Source organism: Streptomyces sp. NPDC008163 (assembly GCF_042956885.1).
In the GTDB taxonomy this organism is placed as follows: Bacteria; Actinomycetota; Actinomycetes; order Streptomycetales; family Streptomycetaceae; genus Streptomyces; species Streptomyces drozdowiczii_A.
Genome location: NZ_JBIBHG010000002.1, coordinates 272,835 through 291,593, shown reverse-complemented (window position 1 = coordinate 291,593; position 18,759 = coordinate 272,835). Strand labels below are relative to the sequence as shown.

14 protein-coding genes are annotated in these 18,759 nt (G+C 72.6%); 4 read left to right on the top strand and 10 right to left on the bottom strand.

Annotation, left to right across the window (positions count from 1 at the left end; all coding sequences use genetic code 11):
- Window positions 1-25: 25 nt before the first annotated feature.
- From ACFZAT_RS06415 to rsmH, 10 genes are all read right to left on the bottom strand, one after another.
- Window positions 26-820 carry an FtsQ-type POTRA domain-containing protein gene (locus tag ACFZAT_RS06415; protein WP_391260947.1) on the bottom strand — a complete coding sequence of 265 codons (795 nt, stop codon included), beginning with the start codon at window positions 818-820 and terminating at the stop codon, window positions 26-28.
- Between the two features lie 51 nt (window positions 821-871).
- Window positions 872-1,966, bottom strand: coding sequence for an undecaprenyldiphospho-muramoylpentapeptide beta-N-acetylglucosaminyltransferase (gene murG, locus ACFZAT_RS06410; protein WP_391260944.1), 1,095 nt, complete (start codon window positions 1,964-1,966; stop codon window positions 872-874).
- A 6-nt stretch (window positions 1,967-1,972) separates the two neighbouring features.
- On the bottom strand, window positions 1,973-3,307 hold the full coding sequence (ftsW, locus tag ACFZAT_RS06405) for a putative lipid II flippase FtsW (protein WP_391260941.1): 1,335 nt from the start codon (window positions 3,305-3,307) through the stop codon (window positions 1,973-1,975).
- Window positions 3,308-3,356: 49 nt separating this feature from the next.
- The gene (gene murD, locus ACFZAT_RS06400) at window positions 3,357-4,784 is read right to left on the bottom strand and encodes a UDP-N-acetylmuramoyl-L-alanine--D-glutamate ligase (protein WP_391261683.1); all 1,428 of its coding nucleotides are present in this window, start codon (window positions 4,782-4,784) and stop codon (window positions 3,357-3,359) included.
- Window positions 4,781-5,851, bottom strand: coding sequence for a phospho-N-acetylmuramoyl-pentapeptide-transferase (gene mraY / locus ACFZAT_RS06395; protein ID WP_093709222.1), 1,071 nt, complete (start codon window positions 5,849-5,851; stop codon window positions 4,781-4,783). The genes murD and mraY overlap by 4 nt, the downstream gene beginning before the upstream one ends.
- Window positions 5,848-7,254: a UDP-N-acetylmuramoyl-tripeptide--D-alanyl-D-alanine ligase gene (gene murF, locus ACFZAT_RS06390; RefSeq protein WP_391260938.1), complete on the bottom strand. Its 1,407-nt coding sequence runs from the start codon at window positions 7,252-7,254 to the stop codon at window positions 5,848-5,850. Before murF ends, mraY begins: the two co-directional genes overlap by 4 nt.
- A 4-nt stretch (window positions 7,255-7,258) precedes the next feature.
- Entirely contained in the window at window positions 7,259-8,977 is a 1,719-nt protein-coding gene (locus ACFZAT_RS06385; RefSeq protein ID WP_391260936.1) for a UDP-N-acetylmuramoyl-L-alanyl-D-glutamate--2,6-diaminopimelate ligase, read from the bottom strand.
- Window positions 8,978-8,994: 17 nt separating this feature from the next.
- Window positions 8,995-10,968, bottom strand: coding sequence for a penicillin-binding transpeptidase domain-containing protein (locus ACFZAT_RS06380; RefSeq protein WP_391260934.1), 1,974 nt, complete (start codon window positions 10,966-10,968; stop codon window positions 8,995-8,997).
- Window positions 10,969-10,972: 4 nt separating this feature from the next.
- Window positions 10,973-11,446 carry a septum formation initiator family protein gene (locus tag ACFZAT_RS06375; RefSeq protein ID WP_391261680.1) on the bottom strand — a complete coding sequence of 158 codons (474 nt, stop codon included), beginning with the start codon at window positions 11,444-11,446 and terminating at the stop codon, window positions 10,973-10,975.
- 94 nt (window positions 11,447-11,540) lie between these two features.
- Window positions 11,541-12,506 (bottom strand): 16S rRNA (cytosine(1402)-N(4))-methyltransferase RsmH, encoded by a 966-nt coding sequence (gene rsmH / locus ACFZAT_RS06370; RefSeq protein ID WP_391260931.1) that lies wholly within the window; start codon window positions 12,504-12,506, stop codon window positions 11,541-11,543.
- A gap of 378 nt (window positions 12,507-12,884) precedes the next feature.
- Here rsmH and ACFZAT_RS06365 point away from each other — a divergent pair, with 378 nt between their 5' ends.
- The 4 genes from ACFZAT_RS06365 (at window position 12,885) to ACFZAT_RS06350 (ending at window position 18,528) form a co-directional block, all read left to right on the top strand.
- Window positions 12,885-13,415 (top strand): carbonic anhydrase, encoded by a 531-nt coding sequence (locus ACFZAT_RS06365; protein WP_391260928.1) that lies wholly within the window; start codon window positions 12,885-12,887, stop codon window positions 13,413-13,415.
- 259 nt (window positions 13,416-13,674) lie between these two features.
- Entirely contained in the window at window positions 13,675-14,724 is a 1,050-nt protein-coding gene (locus ACFZAT_RS06360) for an AAA family ATPase (protein ID WP_391260925.1), read from the top strand.
- A complete protein-coding gene (locus ACFZAT_RS06355; RefSeq protein ID WP_391261677.1) occupies window positions 14,724-16,091 on the top strand; it encodes a DUF58 domain-containing protein in 1,368 nt (455 codons plus the stop codon). Before ACFZAT_RS06360 ends, ACFZAT_RS06355 begins: the two co-directional genes overlap by 1 nt.
- A 25-nt stretch (window positions 16,092-16,116) precedes the next feature.
- Window positions 16,117-18,528 carry a transglutaminaseTgpA domain-containing protein gene (locus tag ACFZAT_RS06350; protein ID WP_391260922.1) on the top strand — a complete coding sequence of 804 codons (2,412 nt, stop codon included), beginning with the start codon at window positions 16,117-16,119 and terminating at the stop codon, window positions 18,526-18,528.
- Window positions 18,529-18,759: the final 231 nt, after the last annotated feature.

The window sequence follows — 18,759 nt, the reverse complement described above, 5'->3', positions numbered from 1 at the left end:
GGGTGCTGGCCAGGCCAAATGTGCGTCAACCACCCGACACCGCGGGGGCGGTGGGGGCACTCACGTCGAAGTGTCCCGCTTTGGGGGCGGCCTTCATGAGAGCGGTGAGGACTTTCGCCTTCGCCGCGCCCGCTCCGCTGCTTCCCCACATCACCGTGCGATCCCCGCCGAGTTCCAGGGAGATGGCGTCGAACGAGTCCACCCGGACGACCCGGGTGTCCTCGGCGACACCGTCCGGGAGGTCACCCGCGACCCGGACCGCTTCCCGCACCAGCCGGTCACCGCCGAAGCGGCGCGTACTCGCGGAACGGCCCGTGGCCACTTCCAGCAGAGGCACATGCCCGGGCGACTTGTCCACCGTCGCGAAGTGCACGCCCTCGTCGTCCACTTCGATGAACTTTCCGCCCTTTTTCACCAACAGGACCGGCTGTCGTTCGGTCACCTTAAGTCCGATGCCGTGCGGCCATGACCGAACGACATCCACCTCGTCGATACGAGGCAACTTCTGGCGCAACCGTTCTTCGATGGCGCCGGTGTCCGCGGAGACGAGCGGGGCGCCCATCGGCACCGCCGCGGCCCGCTCCACCTCGGCCGGCGTCAGCACCCGGACGCCGGTGATCCTGACCTGTTCGACCCGCAGCCAGGAGGAGCCGTACAGCGCCCAGACGACGCCGGATCCGAGCAGCAGCACGGCTCCGGCGATCAGGAGGAGCAGCCGGCGCCGGGAGACGCGGCGCCCCTCGGGGCGTGGGCGCGGCGGCCGGTCCGGGGCGTCCTCCTGCTTTCCTGCACCGCGCTGGGCGGTCGTCGGTCCGGCCACGCTCGCTCCTTATGCCGGGTCCGGGGGCCACCGCCCCCGGACCCGTCCGCCTCACGCGTTACGGCGCGCGGCAATCGCCTCGTACACCATGCCGACCAGCAGATCGTCGGCGTCCCGTCGGCCGAACTCGGCGGCGGCCCGGGACATTTCATACAACCGGTGCGGATCTGACAGCACCGGGAGGACGTTGCCCTGCACCCACTCGGGGGTGAGCGCGGCGTCGTCCACCAGCAGACCGCCGCCGGCGTTGACCACCGGCTGGGCGTTGAGCCGCTGTTCGCCGTTGCCGATGGGCAACGGGACGTAGGCGGCGGGCAGTCCGACGGCGGAGAGTTCGGCGACGGTCATCGCGCCCGCACGGCAGAGCATCATGTCGGCCGCGGCGTACGCGAGATCCATCCGGTCCACGTACGGTACCGGGATGTAGGGGGGCATCCCGGGCATGTTGTCCACGCGCGGCAATTCGTTCTTCGGCCCGACCACGTGCAGGATCTGGATGCCGGAGCGCTGGAGCAGCGGAGCGACGCGCTGCACCACCTCGTTGAGGTGGCGGGCGCCCTGCGAACCGCCGGAGACGAGCAGCGTCGGCAGATTGGGGTCGAGGCCGAACGCCGCGCGCGCCTCGGGGCGGACCCGGGCCCGGTCGAGGGTGGCGATGGTGCGGCGGAGCGGGATGCCGATGTAGCGGGCGCCGCGCAGCTTGCTGTCGGGCGTGGAGACCGCGACGCCGTGCGCGTACCGCGAGCCGATCTTGTTGGCCAGGCCGGGGCGGGCATTGGCCTCGTGGACCACGATCGGGACACCCACGCGCTTGGCGGCGAGATAGCCCGGCAGGGCCACGTAACCGCCGAAGCCCACCACGCAGTCGGCCCTGGTGCGTTCCAGGATCTGCTCGGCGGCCTTGATGGTGCCGCGCAGCCGGCCCGGGACGGTGATGAGTTCGGGGGTGGGCTTGCGCGGCAGCGGTACGGCCGGGATCAGCGCCAGTTCGTATCCCCGCTCGGGTACGAGTCTGGTCTCCAGTCCGCGCTCCGTGCCGAGAGCGGTGATCCCCACGCTCGGGTCCTGCCTGCGCAGGGCGTCCGCGAGGGCAAGCGCGGGCTCGATGTGGCCGGCGGTCCCCCCGCCGGCGAGTACGACATGCACCGAATTTCACCGCTCTCCGGACGGACGCTTCTTGACGCGCCGTCTCATCGTCTTCCATCTCACCCCGGGCCTCCGCACGGCCAGGGCCGCCTTCGCGGCGGGCTCGTCCCGCGCGAACGCGATCAGCAGCCCGACGGCGAACATGGTCGGCAGCAGGGCCGACCCCCCGTAGGAGAACAGCGGGAGCGGGACACCGGCGATCGGCAGCAGGCCGAGCACCGCACCGATGTTGATCACGGCCTGCGCCGTGATCCAGGTGGTCACACCTCCCGCTGCGTACCTCACGAAGGGGTCCTCCGTGCGTCCGGCCACGCGGATACCCGCATAGCCTAGAGCCGCGAAGAGGGCGAGCACCGACAGCGTCCCCGCCAGCCCCAGTTCCTCCCCGGTGATGGCGAAGATGAAGTCGGTGTGCGGTTCGGGAAGTTGGCCCCATTTTTCCACACTCGCACCGAGGCCGGAACCGAACCATCCGCCTGATGCCAGAGCATAGATGCCGTGCACGGCCTGCCAGCAGGAGCCTCCCGGCCCCGGCTCGCTGGCCCCCATGCAGTCCAGCCTGGACATGCGGTTGGGGCTGGTCTTGATCAGCAGGAATCCGATGAGCCCGGCGGAGGCGAGCACACCGGCGAACAGCCGGGTGGGCGCCCCGGCCAGCCAGAGCAGGCCGAAGAGGATCGCCGTGAGAATGATCGCAGTGCCCATGTCACCGCCGAGCATGATGAGCCCGAGCAGCATGAAGGCGACCGGCACCAGTGGCACCAGCATGTGCTTCCACTGGGTCAGCAGCCGCTTGTCCTGTTTACGGGCGAGCAGGTCGGCCCCCCACAGCACGAGCGCCAGCTTGCCGAACTCGCTGGGCTGGAGCTGGAAGGGCCCGCCCAGGTAGAGCCAGTTGCGGTTGCCGTTGACCGACATCCCTATCCCCGGCACCTGGACCAGCACCATCAGGAAGACGGCGCCCATGAGCAGCGGGTAGGACAGCGCCCGGTGCAGCTTCACCGGCATCCGGGCGGCCAGCGCCATCAGCCCGGCCCCGATCACGGCGGCCAGGAACTGCTTGCGGAAGAAGTAGGTGCCGGGCTTGCCGAGCTCCAGCGCCTTGATCATCGAGGCGGAGTAGACCATCACCAGACCGAGCACGGTGATCAGCAGTCCGGCGCCCAGGATCACGTAGTACGCCGTCAGCGGCCGGTCCCAGGCCCGCCGGGCCCGCTCGTACAGCCGTCGCACTCCGCCGCCGCGCGGGCTGCGGGGGCTGCCGGTGCTCCGGGCCCGCACCGACGCGGGCCGCCGGGCCTCGGCAGCGGGCCTGACCCGCACGCTCTCTTCGGCCGGCATGTCCCTGTCCCCTCCACTGCTCGTGCCCGGGGCGCGGCGGCCGGGCCCGTCAGACGCTCTCGGCGGCGCGTGCGCGGACGGCGTCCGCGAATGCCTCGCCCCGCTTGTTGTAGTTGACGAACATGTCCATCGAGGCGCAGGCCGGGGCCATCAGTACGGTGTCTCCCGGCCGGGCGAGCCGTGCGGCTTCGCGGACCGCCTCGGACATCGCCCCAGTGTCGGTCCGGTCGAGGTCGACCACGGGTACCTCGGGGGCGTGTCGCGCGAGGGCTTCGCGGATCAGGGCCCGGTCCGCGCCCATGAGCACGACGCCCCGAAGCCGCTTGGCGCACCCGGTGACCAGTTCGTCGAAGGTGGCGCCCTTGGCGAGGCCGCCGGCGATCCAGACGATGGAGTCGTAGGCGGCGAGCGAGGCCTCGGCGGCGTGCGTGTTGGTGGCCTTGGAGTCGTCCACGTACGCGACCCCGGCCACGTCCGCGACGTGCTCGATGCGGTGCGGGTCGGGGCGGAAGTTCCGCAGCCCGTCCCGCACGGCGGCGGGCGCGACGCCGAAGGCGCGGGCCAGAGCGGCGGCGGCCAGGGCGTTGGCGATGTTGTGCGGGGCCGGCGGATCGACGTCCGCGACCTCGGCCAGCTCCTGGGCCTGCTTCTGGCGGTTCTGGACGAACGCCCGGTCGACCAGGATGCCGTCCACCACGCCGAGTTGCGAGGGCCCCGGCGTACCGAGGGTGAAGCCGATGGCGCGGCAGCCCTCCTCGACGTCCGCCTCGCGCACCAGGTCCTCGGTGGCCGGGTCGGCCGCGTTGTACACGCAGGCGATCCGGTTGCCCTCGTAGATCCGGCCCTTGTCGGCGGCGTACGCCTCCATGGAGCCGTGCCAGTCGAGGTGGTCGGGGGCCAGGTTGAGCACGGCGGCGGAGTGGGCGCGCAACGAGGGCGCCCAGTGCAGCTGGTAGCTGGAGAGCTCGACGGCGAGCACGTCGTACGTCTCCTCGCCGAGGACGGCGTCCAGCAGGGAGACGCCGATGTTGCCGACGGCGGCGGTGCGCAGCCCGGCGGCCTCCAGGATGGAGGCGAGCATCCGTACGGTCGTGGTCTTGCCGTTGGTGCCGGTGACCGCGAGCCAGGGGGCCGGCTCGCGGCCGTCCCGGCCGCGCAGCCGCCAGGCGAGTTCGACATCGCCCCAGACCGGGACGCCCGCGTCGGCGGCCGCGGCGAACAGCGGCTTGCCGGGCTTCCAGCCGGGGGCGGTGACGATCAGCTCGGTGGACTCGGGCAGGGTGTCGCCGTCGCCGAGGCGCACGGTGATGCCCTGCGCCTCCAGCTCGGCCGCCTGGGCGCGGGAGCGCTCGTCGTCGCCGTCGTTGACCACGGTGACGACGGCACCGAGGCCGTGCAGCACCCGGGCCGCCGGGATTCCGGAGACCCCGAGCCCGGCGACCGTGACGTGCTTGCCCTGCCAGTCCACGTTGCTCACTTCTTGGCTGCCCATCCTGCGTAGAAGAGGCCGAGTCCGACGATCACGCACATGCCCTGGATGATCCAGAAGCGGACCACGACAAGGACTTCGGACCACCCCTTGAGTTCGAAGTGGTGCTGGAGCGGGGCCATGCGGAAGACGCGCTTGCCGGTCATCTTGAACGAGCCGACCTGGATGACGACGGACATCGTGATCATCACGAAGAGGCCGCCGAGGACGGCCATCAGGAATTCGGTGCGCGAGCAGATCGCGAGGCCGGCGAGCGCGCCGCCGAGGGCGAGCGAGCCGGTGTCCCCCATGAAGATCTTGGCCGGCGAGGTGTTCCACCACAGGAAGCCGAAGCAGGAGCCCATCAGCGCGGAGGCCACGACCGCCAGGTCGAGCGGGTCACGCACTTCGAAACAGGCACTCGGGTTCGTCAGGGTGCCGGCGTTGGCGCAGGACTCCTGGAACTGCCAGAGCCCGATGAAGGTGTACGCGCCGAAGACCATCACCGACGCGCCGGTGGCCAGGCCGTCCAGACCGTCCGTCAGGTTCACGCCGTTGGACATGGCGAGGATCATGAACAGCGCCCAGACGACGAAGAGCACCGGGCCGATCGACCAGCCGAAGTCCTCGACGAACGAGAGCTTGTCGGACGCCGGGGTGTTGCCGCGGGCGTCGGCGAACTGGAGCGAGAGCACCGCGAAGGCGATCCCGACTATCAGCTGGCCGGCCATCTTCGCCTTGGCGCGCAGACCGAGCGAGCGCTGCTTGACGATCTTGATGTAGTCGTCCAGGAAGCCGACGAGCCCCATGCCGGCCATCAGGAAGAGGACCAGCACACCGGAGAAGCGCATCTCCTCGCCGGTGATCACCTTCGCCAGGAAGTACGCGATGAGCGTCGCCAGGATGAAGGCGATGCCGCCCATCGTGGGCGTGCCCTTCTTGGACCCGTGGGTACGCGGGCCGTCGTCGCGGATGAACTGCCCGTATCCCTTGCGGGCCAGGAGCTTGATCAGCAGCGGCGTGCCGACCAGGGTCAGGAAGAGCCCGATGGCTCCCGCGAAGAGGATCTGCCTCATCGGCCCGCGACCTCGCCCTCGGTCGCGTTCTCCAGCAGTGCTGTGACGACCTGCTCAAGGCCGACCGACCGGGACGCCTTCACCAGCACCACGTCTCCCGGGCGCAGTTCCCTGCGCAACAGGTCGACGGCAGCCTGTGCGTCGGACACGTGCACCGACTCCTCACCCCACGAACCCTCGTTGTATGCGCCCAGTTGCAGCCAGGAGGCTTCTCTGCCCCCGACCGCGACGAGCTTGCTGACGTTGAGCCGGACGGCGAGCCGTCCGACCGCGTCGTGCTCGGCGAGCGAGGCGTCGCCCAGCTCGGCCATCAGGCCGAGCACCGCCCACGTACGACGCCCCTTCCCCATGGCGACCAGCGCGCGGAGCGCTGCCTTCATGGATTCGGGGTTGGCGTTGTAGGCGTCATTGACGAACGTCACGCCGTCCGGACGCTCGGTGACCTCCATGCGCCAGCGGGAGAGGGTGCCCGCCTCGGAGAGCCCTTCGGCGATCTCGTCTGCGGACAGGCCCAGCTCATGGGCGACGGCGGCCGCGGCGAGCGCGTTCGACACGTGGTGCTCACCGTACAGGCGCATGGTCACCTCGCTGCACCCGGTGGGTGTTCGGAGGCGGAACGCGGGGCGTCCGTCGTCGGTGAGGTGCACGTCTTCGCCCCGTACGTCCGCATCCGCGCCCTCGCCGAAGAGGACGACGCGGGCCTTGGTACGGGAGGACATGGCGCGTACGAGGGGGTCGTCGGCGTTGAGCACGGCGATGCCGTCCTCGGGGAGCGACTCGACCATCTCGCCCTTGGCCTGGGCGATCTGCTCCTTGCCGCCGAACTCGCCGATGTGCGCGCTGCCCACGTTGAGCACGAGGCCGATGCGCGGCGGGACGAGTCCGGTGAGGTAGCGGATGTCCCCGATGTAGCGGGCGCCCATTTCGAGGACCAGGTGCTTGGTCTCGTCGGTGGCGCGCAGCGCGGTGAGCGGCAGGCCGATCTCGTTGTTGAGGTTGCCCTCCGGGTAGACGGTGGGCCCCTTGCGCTCCAGGAGTTGCGCGATGAGGTCCTTGGTGGAGGTCTTGCCCGCGGAGCCGGTGAGGGCGACGACGGTGGCGCCGAGGCGGCCGACGACGGCGCGGGAGAGCGCGCCGAGGGCGGCCACGACGTCGTCCACGACGATCGCGGGCACGCCGACGGGGCGGGTGGCCAGGACGAGGGCCGCGCCCGCCTCGACGGCGCGCTCGGCGTAGTCGTGGCCGTCGGCCCGTTCGCCGGCGAAGGCGACGAAGAGGCTGCCGGGGGTCACCTTGCGGGAGTCGATGACGACCGGTCCGCTGACGGTTACCGACGGATCCGGTATGTCGTGCGTCTGCCCGCCGACGATTTCGGCGATCTCGGCGAGGGAAAGGGCGATCACTTGGTCATCCCTGACTGTTGTTCTCGTGGTGGGAGGCACGGGGTCCGGCGCCCTCGTGCCCCAGGGAGCGCTCGATGGCCTCGCGCAGGACGATCCGGTCGTCGAAGGGGCGGACGACGCCGTGGACGTCCTGGCCCTGCTCGTGGCCCTTGCCGGCGACGAGCACGGTGTCACCGGGCTCGGCCCGGGCCACCGCGGCGGCGACGGCCGCGGCGCGGTCGGCGTCGACCAGGACGTCGCCGCGCTCGTGGACGGGCACCTCGGCGGCGCCCGCGAGCATGGTGGCGAGGATGCCGAGGGGGTCCTCGGAGCGGGGGTTGTCGGAGGTCAGTACGGCGGTGTCGGCGAGCCGGGCCGCCGCCGCGCCCATCGGCGCGCGCTTGGTGGTGTCGCGGTCGCCGCCGCAGCCGAGGACGATGTGCAGCCGGCCCTTGGTGACCTTGCGCAGGGACCGCAGCACGGACTCGACGGCGTCGGTCTTGTGCGCGTAGTCGACCAGGGCGAGGTAGGGCTGTCCGGCGTCGATCCGCTCCAGCCGGCCGGGCACTCCGGGGACGGTCGCGATGCCGTCCGCCGCGGTCTGCGGGTCGATGCCGGCGACGGCGAGTGCGACGATCGCGGCCAGCGTGTTGGCGACGTTGAACGGGCCGGGCAGCGGGGCCTTGGCGGTGGCCCGCTCGCCGTTCGGCCCGACGACGGTGAAACCGGAGCCGAGCTGGCCGACGACGACGTCCTCGGCGCGCCAGTCGGCGTCCGGGTGGCCCTCGGCGGAGAAGGTCGTGATGGGCACCGTCGCCTCGGTGACGAGCCTGCGGCCGTACTCGTCGTCGTAGTTGACGACGCCCCGCTTGCTGCGGCGCGGGGTGAAGAGCTGGGCCTTGGCCTGGAAGTAGTCCTCCATGCCGGAGTGGAACTCCATGTGCTCCGGGCTGAGGTTGTTGAAGACGGCGACGTCGAAGACGCAGCCGTCGACCCGGCCGAGGACCAGCGCGTGGCTGGAGACCTCCATGGTGACGGCGTCGGCGCCGCGTTCGCGCATGACGGCGAACAGGGCCTGGAGATCGGTGGCTTCGGGCGTGGTGCGCTCGGACTTGATGCGTTCGTCGCCGATCCGCATCTCCACCGTGCCGATGAGCCCGGTGGCGCGTCCGGCGCCGCGGAAGCCGCCCTCGACCAGGTAGGCGGTGGTGGTCTTGCCGGAGGTGCCGGTGATGCCGATCTGGAGGAGGCCGGTGCCGGGGTGGCCGTAGATCTCGGCGGCGAGTTCGCCCATCCGGGCGCGCGGGTTCTCGGTGACCAGGACCGGCACGCCGGTCGCCCGGGCGCGTTCGGCGCCGGAGGGGTCGGTGAGGATCGCCGCCGCGCCGAGGCCGGCCGCCTGGGTGGCGAAGTCGGCGCCGTGCAGGCGGGCGCCGGGCAGGGCCGCGTACAGGTCTCCGGGGCGCACCGCACGGGAGTCGTGGGTGATGCCGGTGATGTCGCCGGTGCCCGGCGGTTCAAGTCCGAGCCGTTCGGCCAGCGTGACCAGGGAGGTGGGCCGCAGGCGGTCCGGGCGAGGCGCTCCCGGGTAGTTCACAGGTGCGTCCTTCTGGGTCGTTCGGGGCTGTTCGGCGTGGGGCACGGCGGTGAGCGTACCGGGCTCACCCGGCCTCTCGCGAAGTGAGGGGCCCGGCGGGCGGAGGTTCTCGTTCCGGTTCCCGGGGTCGGGGGTGATGGTTGTCACTGGTGGTCTCCGCGCGTTCACTCGCCGGTTCCGAAGAACACCGGCAGCTTGGCCGGCTCACGGCCGGACGGGGGTGTCTGGAGCGTCTTGAGGGCGAATTCCATGACCTGCTTGTAGATGGGTCCACAGGTCTGGCCGCCGAAGTGGCTGCCCTTGGTGGGGTTCTGGATCGCGCAGTAGACGGTGACCTGGGGGTCGTCGGCGGGGGCGAAACCGGCGAAGGACGCGGTGTAGCCGTGGTAGCCGCCGCGCACCGGGTCGACGCGGTTGGCGGTGCCGGTCTTGCCCGCGACCCGGTAGCCGGGGATCTGGGCCTTGGTGCCGGTGCCCTCCTGGTCGGCGACCACCGATTCGAGCATGGTGGCGAGCGTCTTCGCGGTCTTCTCACTGACCACGCGCGTCTGTTCGGGAGCCTCGGCCGGGGTGAAGCGGCCGTCCGGGCCCCGGGTGCCGCGTACGAGCGTCGGCTGGATCCGTACGCCGCCGTTGGCGATGGTCGAGTAGATCGAGGCGGCCTGCATGGCGTTGAGGGACAGCCCCTGGCCGAACGGGATCGTGTACTGCTGCGAGGTGGACCAGTCCTGCGGCTTGGCGAGGAGGCCGGGCGTCTCTCCGGGGTAATCGAGCCCGGTGGGCGATCCGATGCCGAATTTCCTCAGATAGGAGTACAGCACCTTGTTCGCCTCGGCCTGTGTCTTGCCGAGCTGGCCGGTGGCCATGATGGTGCCGATGTTGCTGGACTTGGCGAGTACGCCGTTGAGCGTGAGCTGCCAGGTGGCGTGGTCGATGTCGTCCTTGAAGAGGCGGTCGCCCCGGTGCAGCCGGTTGGGGACCGTGACGTGCGTGAGGGGCGTGGCGGCGCCCTCTTCGAGGACGGCGGCCATGGACATCACCTTGCTGGTGGAGCCGGGCTCGTAGACGTCCTGGAGGGCCGCGTTGCCGAGCGAGGCGGCGTCGGCCTGCGAGAGGTCGTTGGGGTCGAAGCCGGGGGCGTTGGCCATGGCGAGGACCTCGCCGGTGCGGGTGTTCTGCACGATGACGTAACCGCGGTCGGCCCCGGACTTCGACACCTGCTCGGAGATGGCCTTCTGGGCGGCCCACTGGATGTCGCGGTCGATGGTCAGCTCGATGTCGGAGCCGGGGACCGCGGGGACCTCCTTGGTGCCCGCCGTGGGCACCCTGCGTCCGCCGGACTGGGCGTACTTGATGGTGCCGTCCTCGCCCGCGAGCTCCTTGTTCAGCTGGGATTCGAGGCCGCCCGCGCCCTTGCCCTCGGCGTTGACGTAACCCAGTATCCCGGCGGCCAGGCTGCCGTTGGGGTAGATCCGCTTGGTGGTGGACTCCTGGAAGACGCCCGCCAGCACATTGGCGCCGGGCCCGCCGGCCGCCTTGTCCTTGGCGGCCTTCTCGGCGAAGACGGACTTGAGGTCCTTGATCTGCTTCCAGACCTGCGGGGTCTGCCTGCGCGCCAGGACCGCGTAACGGCTCTTGGGCTTGGAGAGCTTCTTGACGAGACCGTCCGCCTCGACGCCGAGGATCGGCGCGAGCAGGGCGGCGGCCTGCTGGGGGGCGTCGGGCGCCTTGCTGTCGGCCGGCGTGAACATCTTCGGGTCGGCCGTGATGTCGTACGCGTCCACGCTGGTGGCCAGCGCGATGCCGCTGCGGTCGGTGATCTCCCCGCGTTCCGCGGCGACCGTGTAGCTCAGGTAGCGGTTCGTCTCGGCCTTCGCGGCGTACGCGTGCGCGTCGACGGCCTGGACCTGGAGGAGCCGCACGACGAACGCGATCATGACGAGCGTCAGGGCGAGGCTGACCAGCCGCAGCCGGGGGCGCGGGCTGCCCAGCCGCAGCGGCCGCCGGGTGCGGGCGCGCTGCGCGGCGGACGGGGGCCGGCGGCGCTGCTGGGGCCGGGGGCGGCCGGACCCCGGGGAGGCGTTACGGGGACGCGCGGGGCCGGGTACCCGGCGGCGCGGCGGTTCCTTGGGGGGCACTGCGTCACCTGCCGGGGCTCGTGGAGGGCTGGGCTGCCGGTGTGCCGGAGGGCGTGGACCCGGTGGGTCCGGGCGCCGGAGTGGCGGCGGCCGGGCCGGCCGGAGTGGGCGTGGGGGTCGGCGTGGGCGTCGGCGTGCTCGGCGGGGGCGCGACGACCGGGGCCGGAGCGGCCTTGGACGGGACGCCCCGGACCCTGCCGTCCGGGCCGAGGAAGGCGGGGCTGCCGCCGGGGACCATGCCCAGCTCACGCGCGCGACGGGCCAGCGCGTCCGGCTCGAAGGAGGCGTCGACGTCGTGCTGGAGGGCCTGCTGCTCGTCGGTGAGTTCGGTGGTCCGCTTCTTCAGCTCGCTCAGCTCGAAGGAGCCTTCGTTGAGCGCGGAGTTGAGCAGGAGCAGCGTGATCAGGCCGCCGCCGAGGAGCACCACGACCAGCAGGACGAACGGGGTCCGGGCCGCAGTGCTCGGCCCGGCGGGCATCAGCCGGGTGAGCCGTGCGACGCGGCCCTTGGGCTGCCCGGCCGGTTTGCTCACCGCGCCGCTCCGTCCCCGGCGCGCGCGGCGGTCCGCCGGCTCACCGCTCGTCCTCGCGGATGCGCTGGGCGCCGCGCAGCCGGGCGGGGGCGGCGCGCCGGTTCTCGGCGACCTCCTCCTCGGTGGGGAGTTCGGCGCCCCGGGTGAGGAGCTTCAGCCGGGGCTGGTAGCGCTCGGGGACGACGGGCAGGCCGGGCGGGGCGGTGTTGGCGGCGCCCGCCGCGAGGACCTGCTTCACGAGCCGGTCCTCCAGGGACTGGTACGAGAGGACCGCGATGCGCCCGCCGACGGCGAGCGCGGCGACGGCGGCCGGGATGGCCCGCTCCAGGACGGTGAGCTCCCCGTTGACCTCGATGCGCAGGGCCTGGAAGGTGCGCTTGGCGGGGTTGCCGCCGGTGCGCATGGCGGCCTGCGGCAGGGCTTCGCGGATGAGTTCGACCAGCCGGGCGCTGTTGGTGAAGGGCTCCTTCTCGCGCTCGCGCACGACGGCGGAGACGATGCGCTTGGCCTGCTTCTCCTCGCCGTACGCGCGCAGGATGCGCACCAGTTCGCCCGGCGGGTAGGTGTTGAGGACCTCGGCGGCGCTCACGCCGGTCGTCTGGTCCATGCGCATGTCGAGCGGTGCGTCGCGGGCGTAGGCGAAGCCCCGGTCGGACTCGTCCAGCTGCATCGAGGAGACGCCGAGGTCGAACAGGATGCCCTGCACCTTGGGGATGCCGAGCCGGTCGAGCACCTCGGGCAGTTCGTCGTAGACGGCGTGCACCAGGGTCGCGCGGTCGCCGTAGGGGGCGAGCCGCTCGCCGGAGAGGCGCAGGGCCTCCTTGTCCCGGTCCAGGGCGATCAGCCGTGCGGTGGGGAAGGCGGCGAGCAGCGCCTCGCTGTGGCCGCCGAGGCCGAGGGTGCAGTCGACGACCACGGGGGGCTGCGGGCCGGGGGCCTCCAGAGCCGGTGCCAACAGGTCCAGGCATCGCTGGAGCATCACCGGGACGTGTCGGGTCTGGCTCATGCGCCCTCTCAGGCTCAGCTCCCGGGTGGCGGGACGTACGGCCTGGTCCCCGCCCGCTCGCGAAGGGGAGGTCCGCCGGCGCCGGGGAAGGGGCGTCAGCCGACCGGCGAGCGGGAGAGGGCCGGGCCGTACGTACGCCGCGCACACGGGTAAAAGTTCGAAATGTGCAGGGTGTCGGTAACTTCCCGTCACTTTAGTCCACCCTGCCACTCGATCGATTCCCGATCAATCAACCCGACAGCGCGTCGGCCGTCGCGCGTTCACCCGCACGGGTGGCCGGAGGCGGGCTTGTGGATTACCTCACAACAAGCACCGTTGACGTTTTTTGTCCGCTTCCCTCTCGCCCGGGGGCAGGGGGCGAGGGCTAACGTCTTGGGCATGTCGACTTCCGCGCACTCCCCCGCCTCCACCCCCACCGTCACCGACCGCCTGGTCGAGGCGAACAGCCTTTACGCAGCAGACTTCAAGGACCCCGGCATGGACGCCAAGCCGGTGCTCCAGGTCGCCGTGGTCGCCTGCATGGACGCCCGTCTCGACCTGCACAAGGCGCTCGGCCTCTCGCTGGGCGACTGCCACACCATCCGCAACGCGGGCGGCGTGGTCACCGACGACGTGATCCGGTCGCTGGCGATCAGTCAGCGGGCGCTCGGCACCCGCAGCATCGTCCTGATCCACCACACCGGCTGCGGAATGGAGTCGATCACGGAGGACTTCCGCCAGGAGCTGGAGCACGAGGTCGGGCAGCGGCCGTCCTGGGCCGTCGAGGCGTACACCGACGCCGACCAGGACGTGCGGCAGTCGATGCAGCGGGCCCGCACCTCGCCGTTCCTCAAGCACACCGACGACGTGCGCGGTTTCGTCTTCGACGTGACCACCGGCAAGCTGCGCGAGGTCCTGCCCGCCTCCTGACCGAAGGCCCGGGGGACACCGGACCACCACCTTCCGGTGATGAAATCCTCACCCAGTCCGACAAATCGCCCCCGGTTGTCCACAGGCGAGTGACACGAAGCGGTAACGGCAACAAGAATGCGTGAGTGACACCCCGCCGGACCTCGTCCGGCGCGGTGTCCGCACATTCGGGGTGGGCCGGGCCGCACGAGGGCACCGGCCCGTGACTGGGGAATCCCCTGCTCCTGGCGAGCGTGGGGCGGGGCCGAGGAGGGCCGGGGTGACGACCTATGACGATCGAGCGAGCCTCACAGATCTGACCACCACCGTGGACCGGGTGCGCAGGTCGATGGAGGCCGTGATCGAGGGGAAGCCCGAGGTCGTGCGGCTCTCGCTGACCGTGCTGCTCGCGGAGGGGCACCTCCTGATCGAGGACGTCCCGGGCGTCGGCAAGACCATGCTGGCCAAGGCGCTGGCCCGGTCCGTCGATTGCTCGGTGCGGCGCATCCAGTTCACGCCCGACCTGCTGCCCTCGGACATCACCGGGGTATCCATATACGACCAGCAGCGCCGGGACTTCGAGTTCAAGCCAGGTGCGATCTTCGCGCAGGTCGTGATCGGCGACGAGATCAACCGCGCCTCCCCGAAGACCCAGTCCGCGCTCCTGGAGTCGATGGAGGAGCGCCAGGTCACCATCGACGGGCACACCTACGAACTGCCCGACCCCTTCATGGTCGTGGCGACGCAGAACCCGGTGGAGATGGAGGGCACGTATCCGCTGCCCGAGGCCCAGCGCGACCGGTTCATGGCCCGGGTGTCGATCGGCTACCCCAGCGCGGAGGCCGAGCTGCGGATGCTCGATGTGCACGGCGGCACCTCGCCGCTCGACGACCTCCAGCCCGTGGCGCACGCGCACGACATCGTGAAGCTGATCGAGGCGGTGCGCACGGTCCATGTCGCCGAGGCCGTGCGCAGATACGCGGTCCAGCTCGTCGCGGCCACCCGCGGCCACCTCGACCTCCGGCTCGGCGCCTCGCCACGCGCCACCCTGCACCTGCTGCGCGCCGCCAAGGCGTCCGCGGCGCTGGCCGGCCGGGACTACTGCCTGCCGGACGACGTGCAGGCCCTGGCCGTCGCGGTGCTCGCCCACCGGCTGCTGCCCACCGCGCAGGCCCAGCTCAACCGCCGCACCGCCGAGCAGGTGGTGCTGGAGATCCTTCAGCAGACCCCGGTGCCCACGGCCTCGGGCGGCTCCGGCCCCCAGGCTCCCGCGTATCCGGCGGGCCCGGCGTACGGCGGCCAGCAGCAGCCCGGCACGCGGCGTCCGTGATGGCCGCGTCGGGGCCCGTCGCGGTGGACGGCGACGACAGGGGCGGGCTGCGGGCCGCGCTCGGCGGGCTGACCACCCGTGGCCGGTCCTTCCTCGCGGCCGGAATCGCGGCGGCGGTCTGCGCCTATGTGCTGGGCCAGGGCGACCTGCTGCGGGTCGGACTGCTGCTCGCCGTGCTGCCGCTGGTCTCCGTGACGGTGCTCCACCGGACCCGCTACCGGGTCACGGGCACCCGCAGGCTCTCCCCCTCGCGCGTCCCGGCCGGCTCGGAGGCCCGCGTCCACCTGCGCATGGACAACGTCTCGCGGCTGCCCACGGGTCTGCTGATGCTTCAGGACCGGGTGCCGTACGTGCTCGGGCCGCGGCCCCGCTTCGTGCTGGACCGGGTGGAGGCGGGCGGGCGCCGCGAGGTGTCCTACCGGGTCCGGTCCGACCTGCGCGGGCGCTATCCGCTCGGCCCGCTGCAACTGCGGCTGAGCGACCCCTTCGGCATGTGCGAGCTGACCCGCTCGTTCAGCGCCTACGACACCCTGGTCGTGATCCCCCGCACCGAACCGCTGCCCCCGGTGCCCCTGGCCGGTGAGTCCTCCGGATACGGCGAGGGGCGCCAGCGGTCCCTGGCGCTGGCCGGTGACGACGACGTGATCCCGCGCGGTTACCGCTACGGGGACGATCTGCGCCGGGTGCACTGGCGTTCCACCGCGCGCTACGGGGAGCTGATGGTGCGCCGCGAGGAGCAGCCGCAGCGCGCCCGGTGCACGGTCCTGCTGGACACCCGCAGGACCGCCTACCGGGGGTCGGGGCCGGACTCCGCGTTCGAGTGGGCCGTCTCCGGGGCGGCGTCCGCGCTGGTGCACATGCTGGAGCGCGGCTTCGCGGTCCGGCTGCTGACCGACGCGGGGAACGCGGTGCCGGGCGAGGGCGAGGGCGGTTTCGCCGGTGCCACGCAGGCCACGGCGGACGCGGCGGGGCTGATGATGGACACCCTCGCGGAGATCGGGCGCTCCGACGGCGGGGGCCTCTCCCGCGCCCATGACGTGCTGCGCGGGGGCGGCGAGGGGCTGCTGATCGCCTTTCTCGGCGATCTGGACGAGGAGCAGGCCGCTATGACCGCCCGGATGCGGCAGCGCAGCGGCGGGGCCGTGGCCTTCGTCCTGGACAGCGCCGCCTGGGTGAGCGGTGAGTCGCCCGCCGGCCGGGAGGCGGCGGAGCGGCGGCTGCGGCTGTTGCGCGAGGCGGGGTGGACGGTGGTGCCGGTGGAGCCCGGCGCGCGGCTGGCCGAGTTGTGGCGGCTGGCGGGCCGGCACGGTGCGGTGGCCGGGTCCGGCAGTGCGGCCGGTCCGGCGGGATTCGGGGGTTGGTCATGAGGGGGCTGGGCTTGAGGGGGAGGTCATGAGCGGTCGGGGCAGGCTGGCGCTGGCCGCCTTCGCGGCGACGCTGATGGCGTCCTGTTCGATGCTGCCGCTGGTGGACCCGGTGAGCTGGCTCGTGCAGGCCGCGTTCCTGCTCGCCGTGCAGTGCGGGGTGGGGGTGCTGGGGCGCCGGGTGCCGTTGCCCCGGCTGCTGACGGCCGCCGCCCAGGCGCTGGTCATGGTGGTGCTGCTGACCGTGGCGTTCGCCCGCGAGCAGGCGGTGGCGGGCGTGCTGCCCGGACCGCAGGCCGTGCGGCAGCTGGTGGACCTGCTGACGGCGGGCGGGGACGACGTCGGGCAGTACGCGATCCCGGCGCCGGCGACTCCGGGCATCCGGCTGATGCTGGTGGGCGGTGTCCTGCTGGTCGGTCTGCTGGTGGACACGCTGGCCGTGACGTTCCGCAGCGCCGCGCCCGCCGGGCTGCCGCTGCTGGCGCTGTATTCGGTGGCCGCCGGGCTGGCGGAGGGCAGTGCGGGGTGGCTGTGGTTCCTGCTGGCCGCCTGCGGCTATCTGCTGCTCCTGCTGGCCGAGGGGCGCGACCGGCTCTCCCAGTGGGGCCGGGTCTTCGCGGGCGCCGCGCGGCCCCGGGGTTCGTCCGCCGGGCTCGACACCTCGGGCGGCGGCCGGGCGCTGGCCCCGGTGCGCACGGGGCGCCGGATCGGGGCGGTGGCCCTCGGGATCGCGCTCGTCGTGCCCGCGGCGCTGCCGGCGCTCGACGGCGGCCTGCTGGCCGGTGCGGGCGGCGGGGGCGGCAGGGGGGGCGGGGGCGGCACGATCTCCGCGGTGAACCCGCTGGTCTCGCTCCAGGACAACCTCAACCAGCCGGAGAACCGGCAGGTGATGTCGTACCGCACCAACGCGAGCAGCCCGGGCGACTTCTATCTGCGCATCCTGGCCCTGGACCAGTTCAACGGGAACGAGTGGCGTGCCTCGACGCGCCGGCTCCAGGACGTGCCGAAGCGGCTGCCGGCCCCGGCCGGGCTGTCCTCGTCCGTCGCGGTCGCGGAGATCAGGTCGACCGTCTCGGCGTCGGCCTCCTACAAGCAGACGTATCTGCCGCTGCCCTATCCGGCGTCCGAGGTGCGGGTCGGCGGCCGGTGGCGCTTCGAGCCGGAGGGCCGCACCCTCGTCGGTGACGACGGGGAGACCACCGGCGGCGCGCAGTACACGGTGACCAGCCTCGACGTGCAGCCGACGTCCGACCAGCTGGCCCGCGCGGGCGCGGTGCCGCCGGACCTCCTGCGCGAGTACACGCAGGTGCCCGATTCGCTGCCGAAGGTGGTCGCGCGGACGGCCGACGAGGTCACGAAGGGGGCCGCCAACTCGTACGAGCGGGCGGTGAAGCTCCAGGACTACTTCTCCACCGACGGCGGGTTCCGGTACGACACCTCGGTCGACTCCGGCACGGGCAGCGCGGCGATCGCCCGCTTCCTGAAGGACAAGCAGGGCTTCTGCGTCCACTTCGCGTTCACGATGGCGGCGATGGCCCGGACGCTGGGCATCCCGGCCCGGGTCGCGGTGGGCTTCACCCCGGGCAGCGCGCAGGCGGACGGTTCGTACTCGGTGGGTCTGCGCGACGCGCACGCCTGGCCCGAGTTGTACTTCGAGGGGATCGGCTGGACGCGCTTCGAGCCGACGCCGACGCGGGGCTCCGTCCCGTCGTACACGCTGCCCGACGCGCCGACCGGTGACACGGCGGACCCGGCGCGGCCGGAGGCGGACGCCTCGGCGCCGGTCGCGGCCACGCCGTCCGCGTCGGAGAGCTGCCCGGCGCAGATGCGCAAGCAGGGCGAGTGCGGGCAGTCCGCCGCGCCCGGTGCCGCCGCGCCGACGGACCCGGGGACGCCGACGGGGACCGTGCTGGGCGTGGCCGCCGCGGTGGTGCTCGTCCTGCTGCTGCCGCTGCTGCCGATGTTCTGGCGGCTGCGGGCGCGGGCTCGCCGCCTGGGTTCCTCGGGCGGCCGCACGCCTGCCGACGCGACCGCGCGGACGCTGGCCGTGTGGCGGGAGGTCACCGACACGGCGTGGGACCACGGCATTCCCCCGGACGAGGCGCTGACCCCGCGCCGGGCCGCCGAGCGGCTGGTGCGTCTGGGCCGGCTGGACACGGAGGCGGCGGACGCGGTGCACCGGGTGGCGGGAGCGGTGGAGCAGGTGCTCTACGCCCCCGAGCCGCGCCCGGCGTCGGGCCTCGCCGAGGACGCACGGGCGGTACGGACCGGTCTGGCCCTGTCGGCCGGCCGCCCGGCCCGCCTCCGCGCGCTCCTCGCCCCGCGCTCGTCCGTACGAGTGGCCTGGGCCCTGTCCAAGCGCCGAACGGCCTTGTCGGCCCGCTTCCGCCTCCCGCCCCGCCCGGCATGGACCCGGCGCCCGTCCCGCCAGGAAGGCTAGGGGGCCGCGGGGCCCGGGGCCTACGGGTCCGCCGGACCGGGACCCGGGCGGTGTGCGCCCCGGTCCGGGACGGCCGCCCGGGCCTGCGGCCGAGAGGCTCGCGAGCCGCGTTCCGGCCCGTGCGGGCACCGAACGTCCGGAGCCCCACGCGGCCCGAGGCCGGACGGGGAGGCACCTGCGGCCCGGAGCGACCGCCGACGCCCCGTCCGCCAGGCCGCCGACACCCCGGGG

Bases quoted from the DNA above. Each gene is read 5' to 3' on its own strand.
- ftsW (WP_391260941.1), bottom strand. From the start codon at position 3,307: ATGCCGGCCGAAGAGAGCGTGCGGGTCAGGCCCGCTGCCGAGGCCCGG.
- ACFZAT_RS06365 (WP_391260928.1), top strand. From the start codon at position 12,885: ATGTCGACTTCCGCGCACTCCCCCGCCTCCACCCCCACCGTCACCGAC.
- ACFZAT_RS06355 (WP_391261677.1), top strand. From the start codon at position 14,724: ATGGCCGCGTCGGGGCCCGTCGCGGTGGACGGCGACGACAGGGGCGGG.
- ACFZAT_RS06350 (WP_391260922.1), top strand. From the start codon at position 16,117: ATGAGCGGTCGGGGCAGGCTGGCGCTGGCCGCCTTCGCGGCGACGCTG.
- ACFZAT_RS06375 (WP_391261680.1), bottom strand. From the start codon at position 11,446: ATGCCCGCCGGGCCGAGCACTGCGGCCCGGACCCCGTTCGTCCTGCTG.
- rsmH (WP_391260931.1), bottom strand. From the start codon at position 12,506: ATGAGCCAGACCCGACACGTCCCGGTGATGCTCCAGCGATGCCTGGAC.
- mraY (WP_093709222.1), bottom strand. From the start codon at position 5,851: ATGAGGCAGATCCTCTTCGCGGGAGCCATCGGGCTCTTCCTGACCCTG.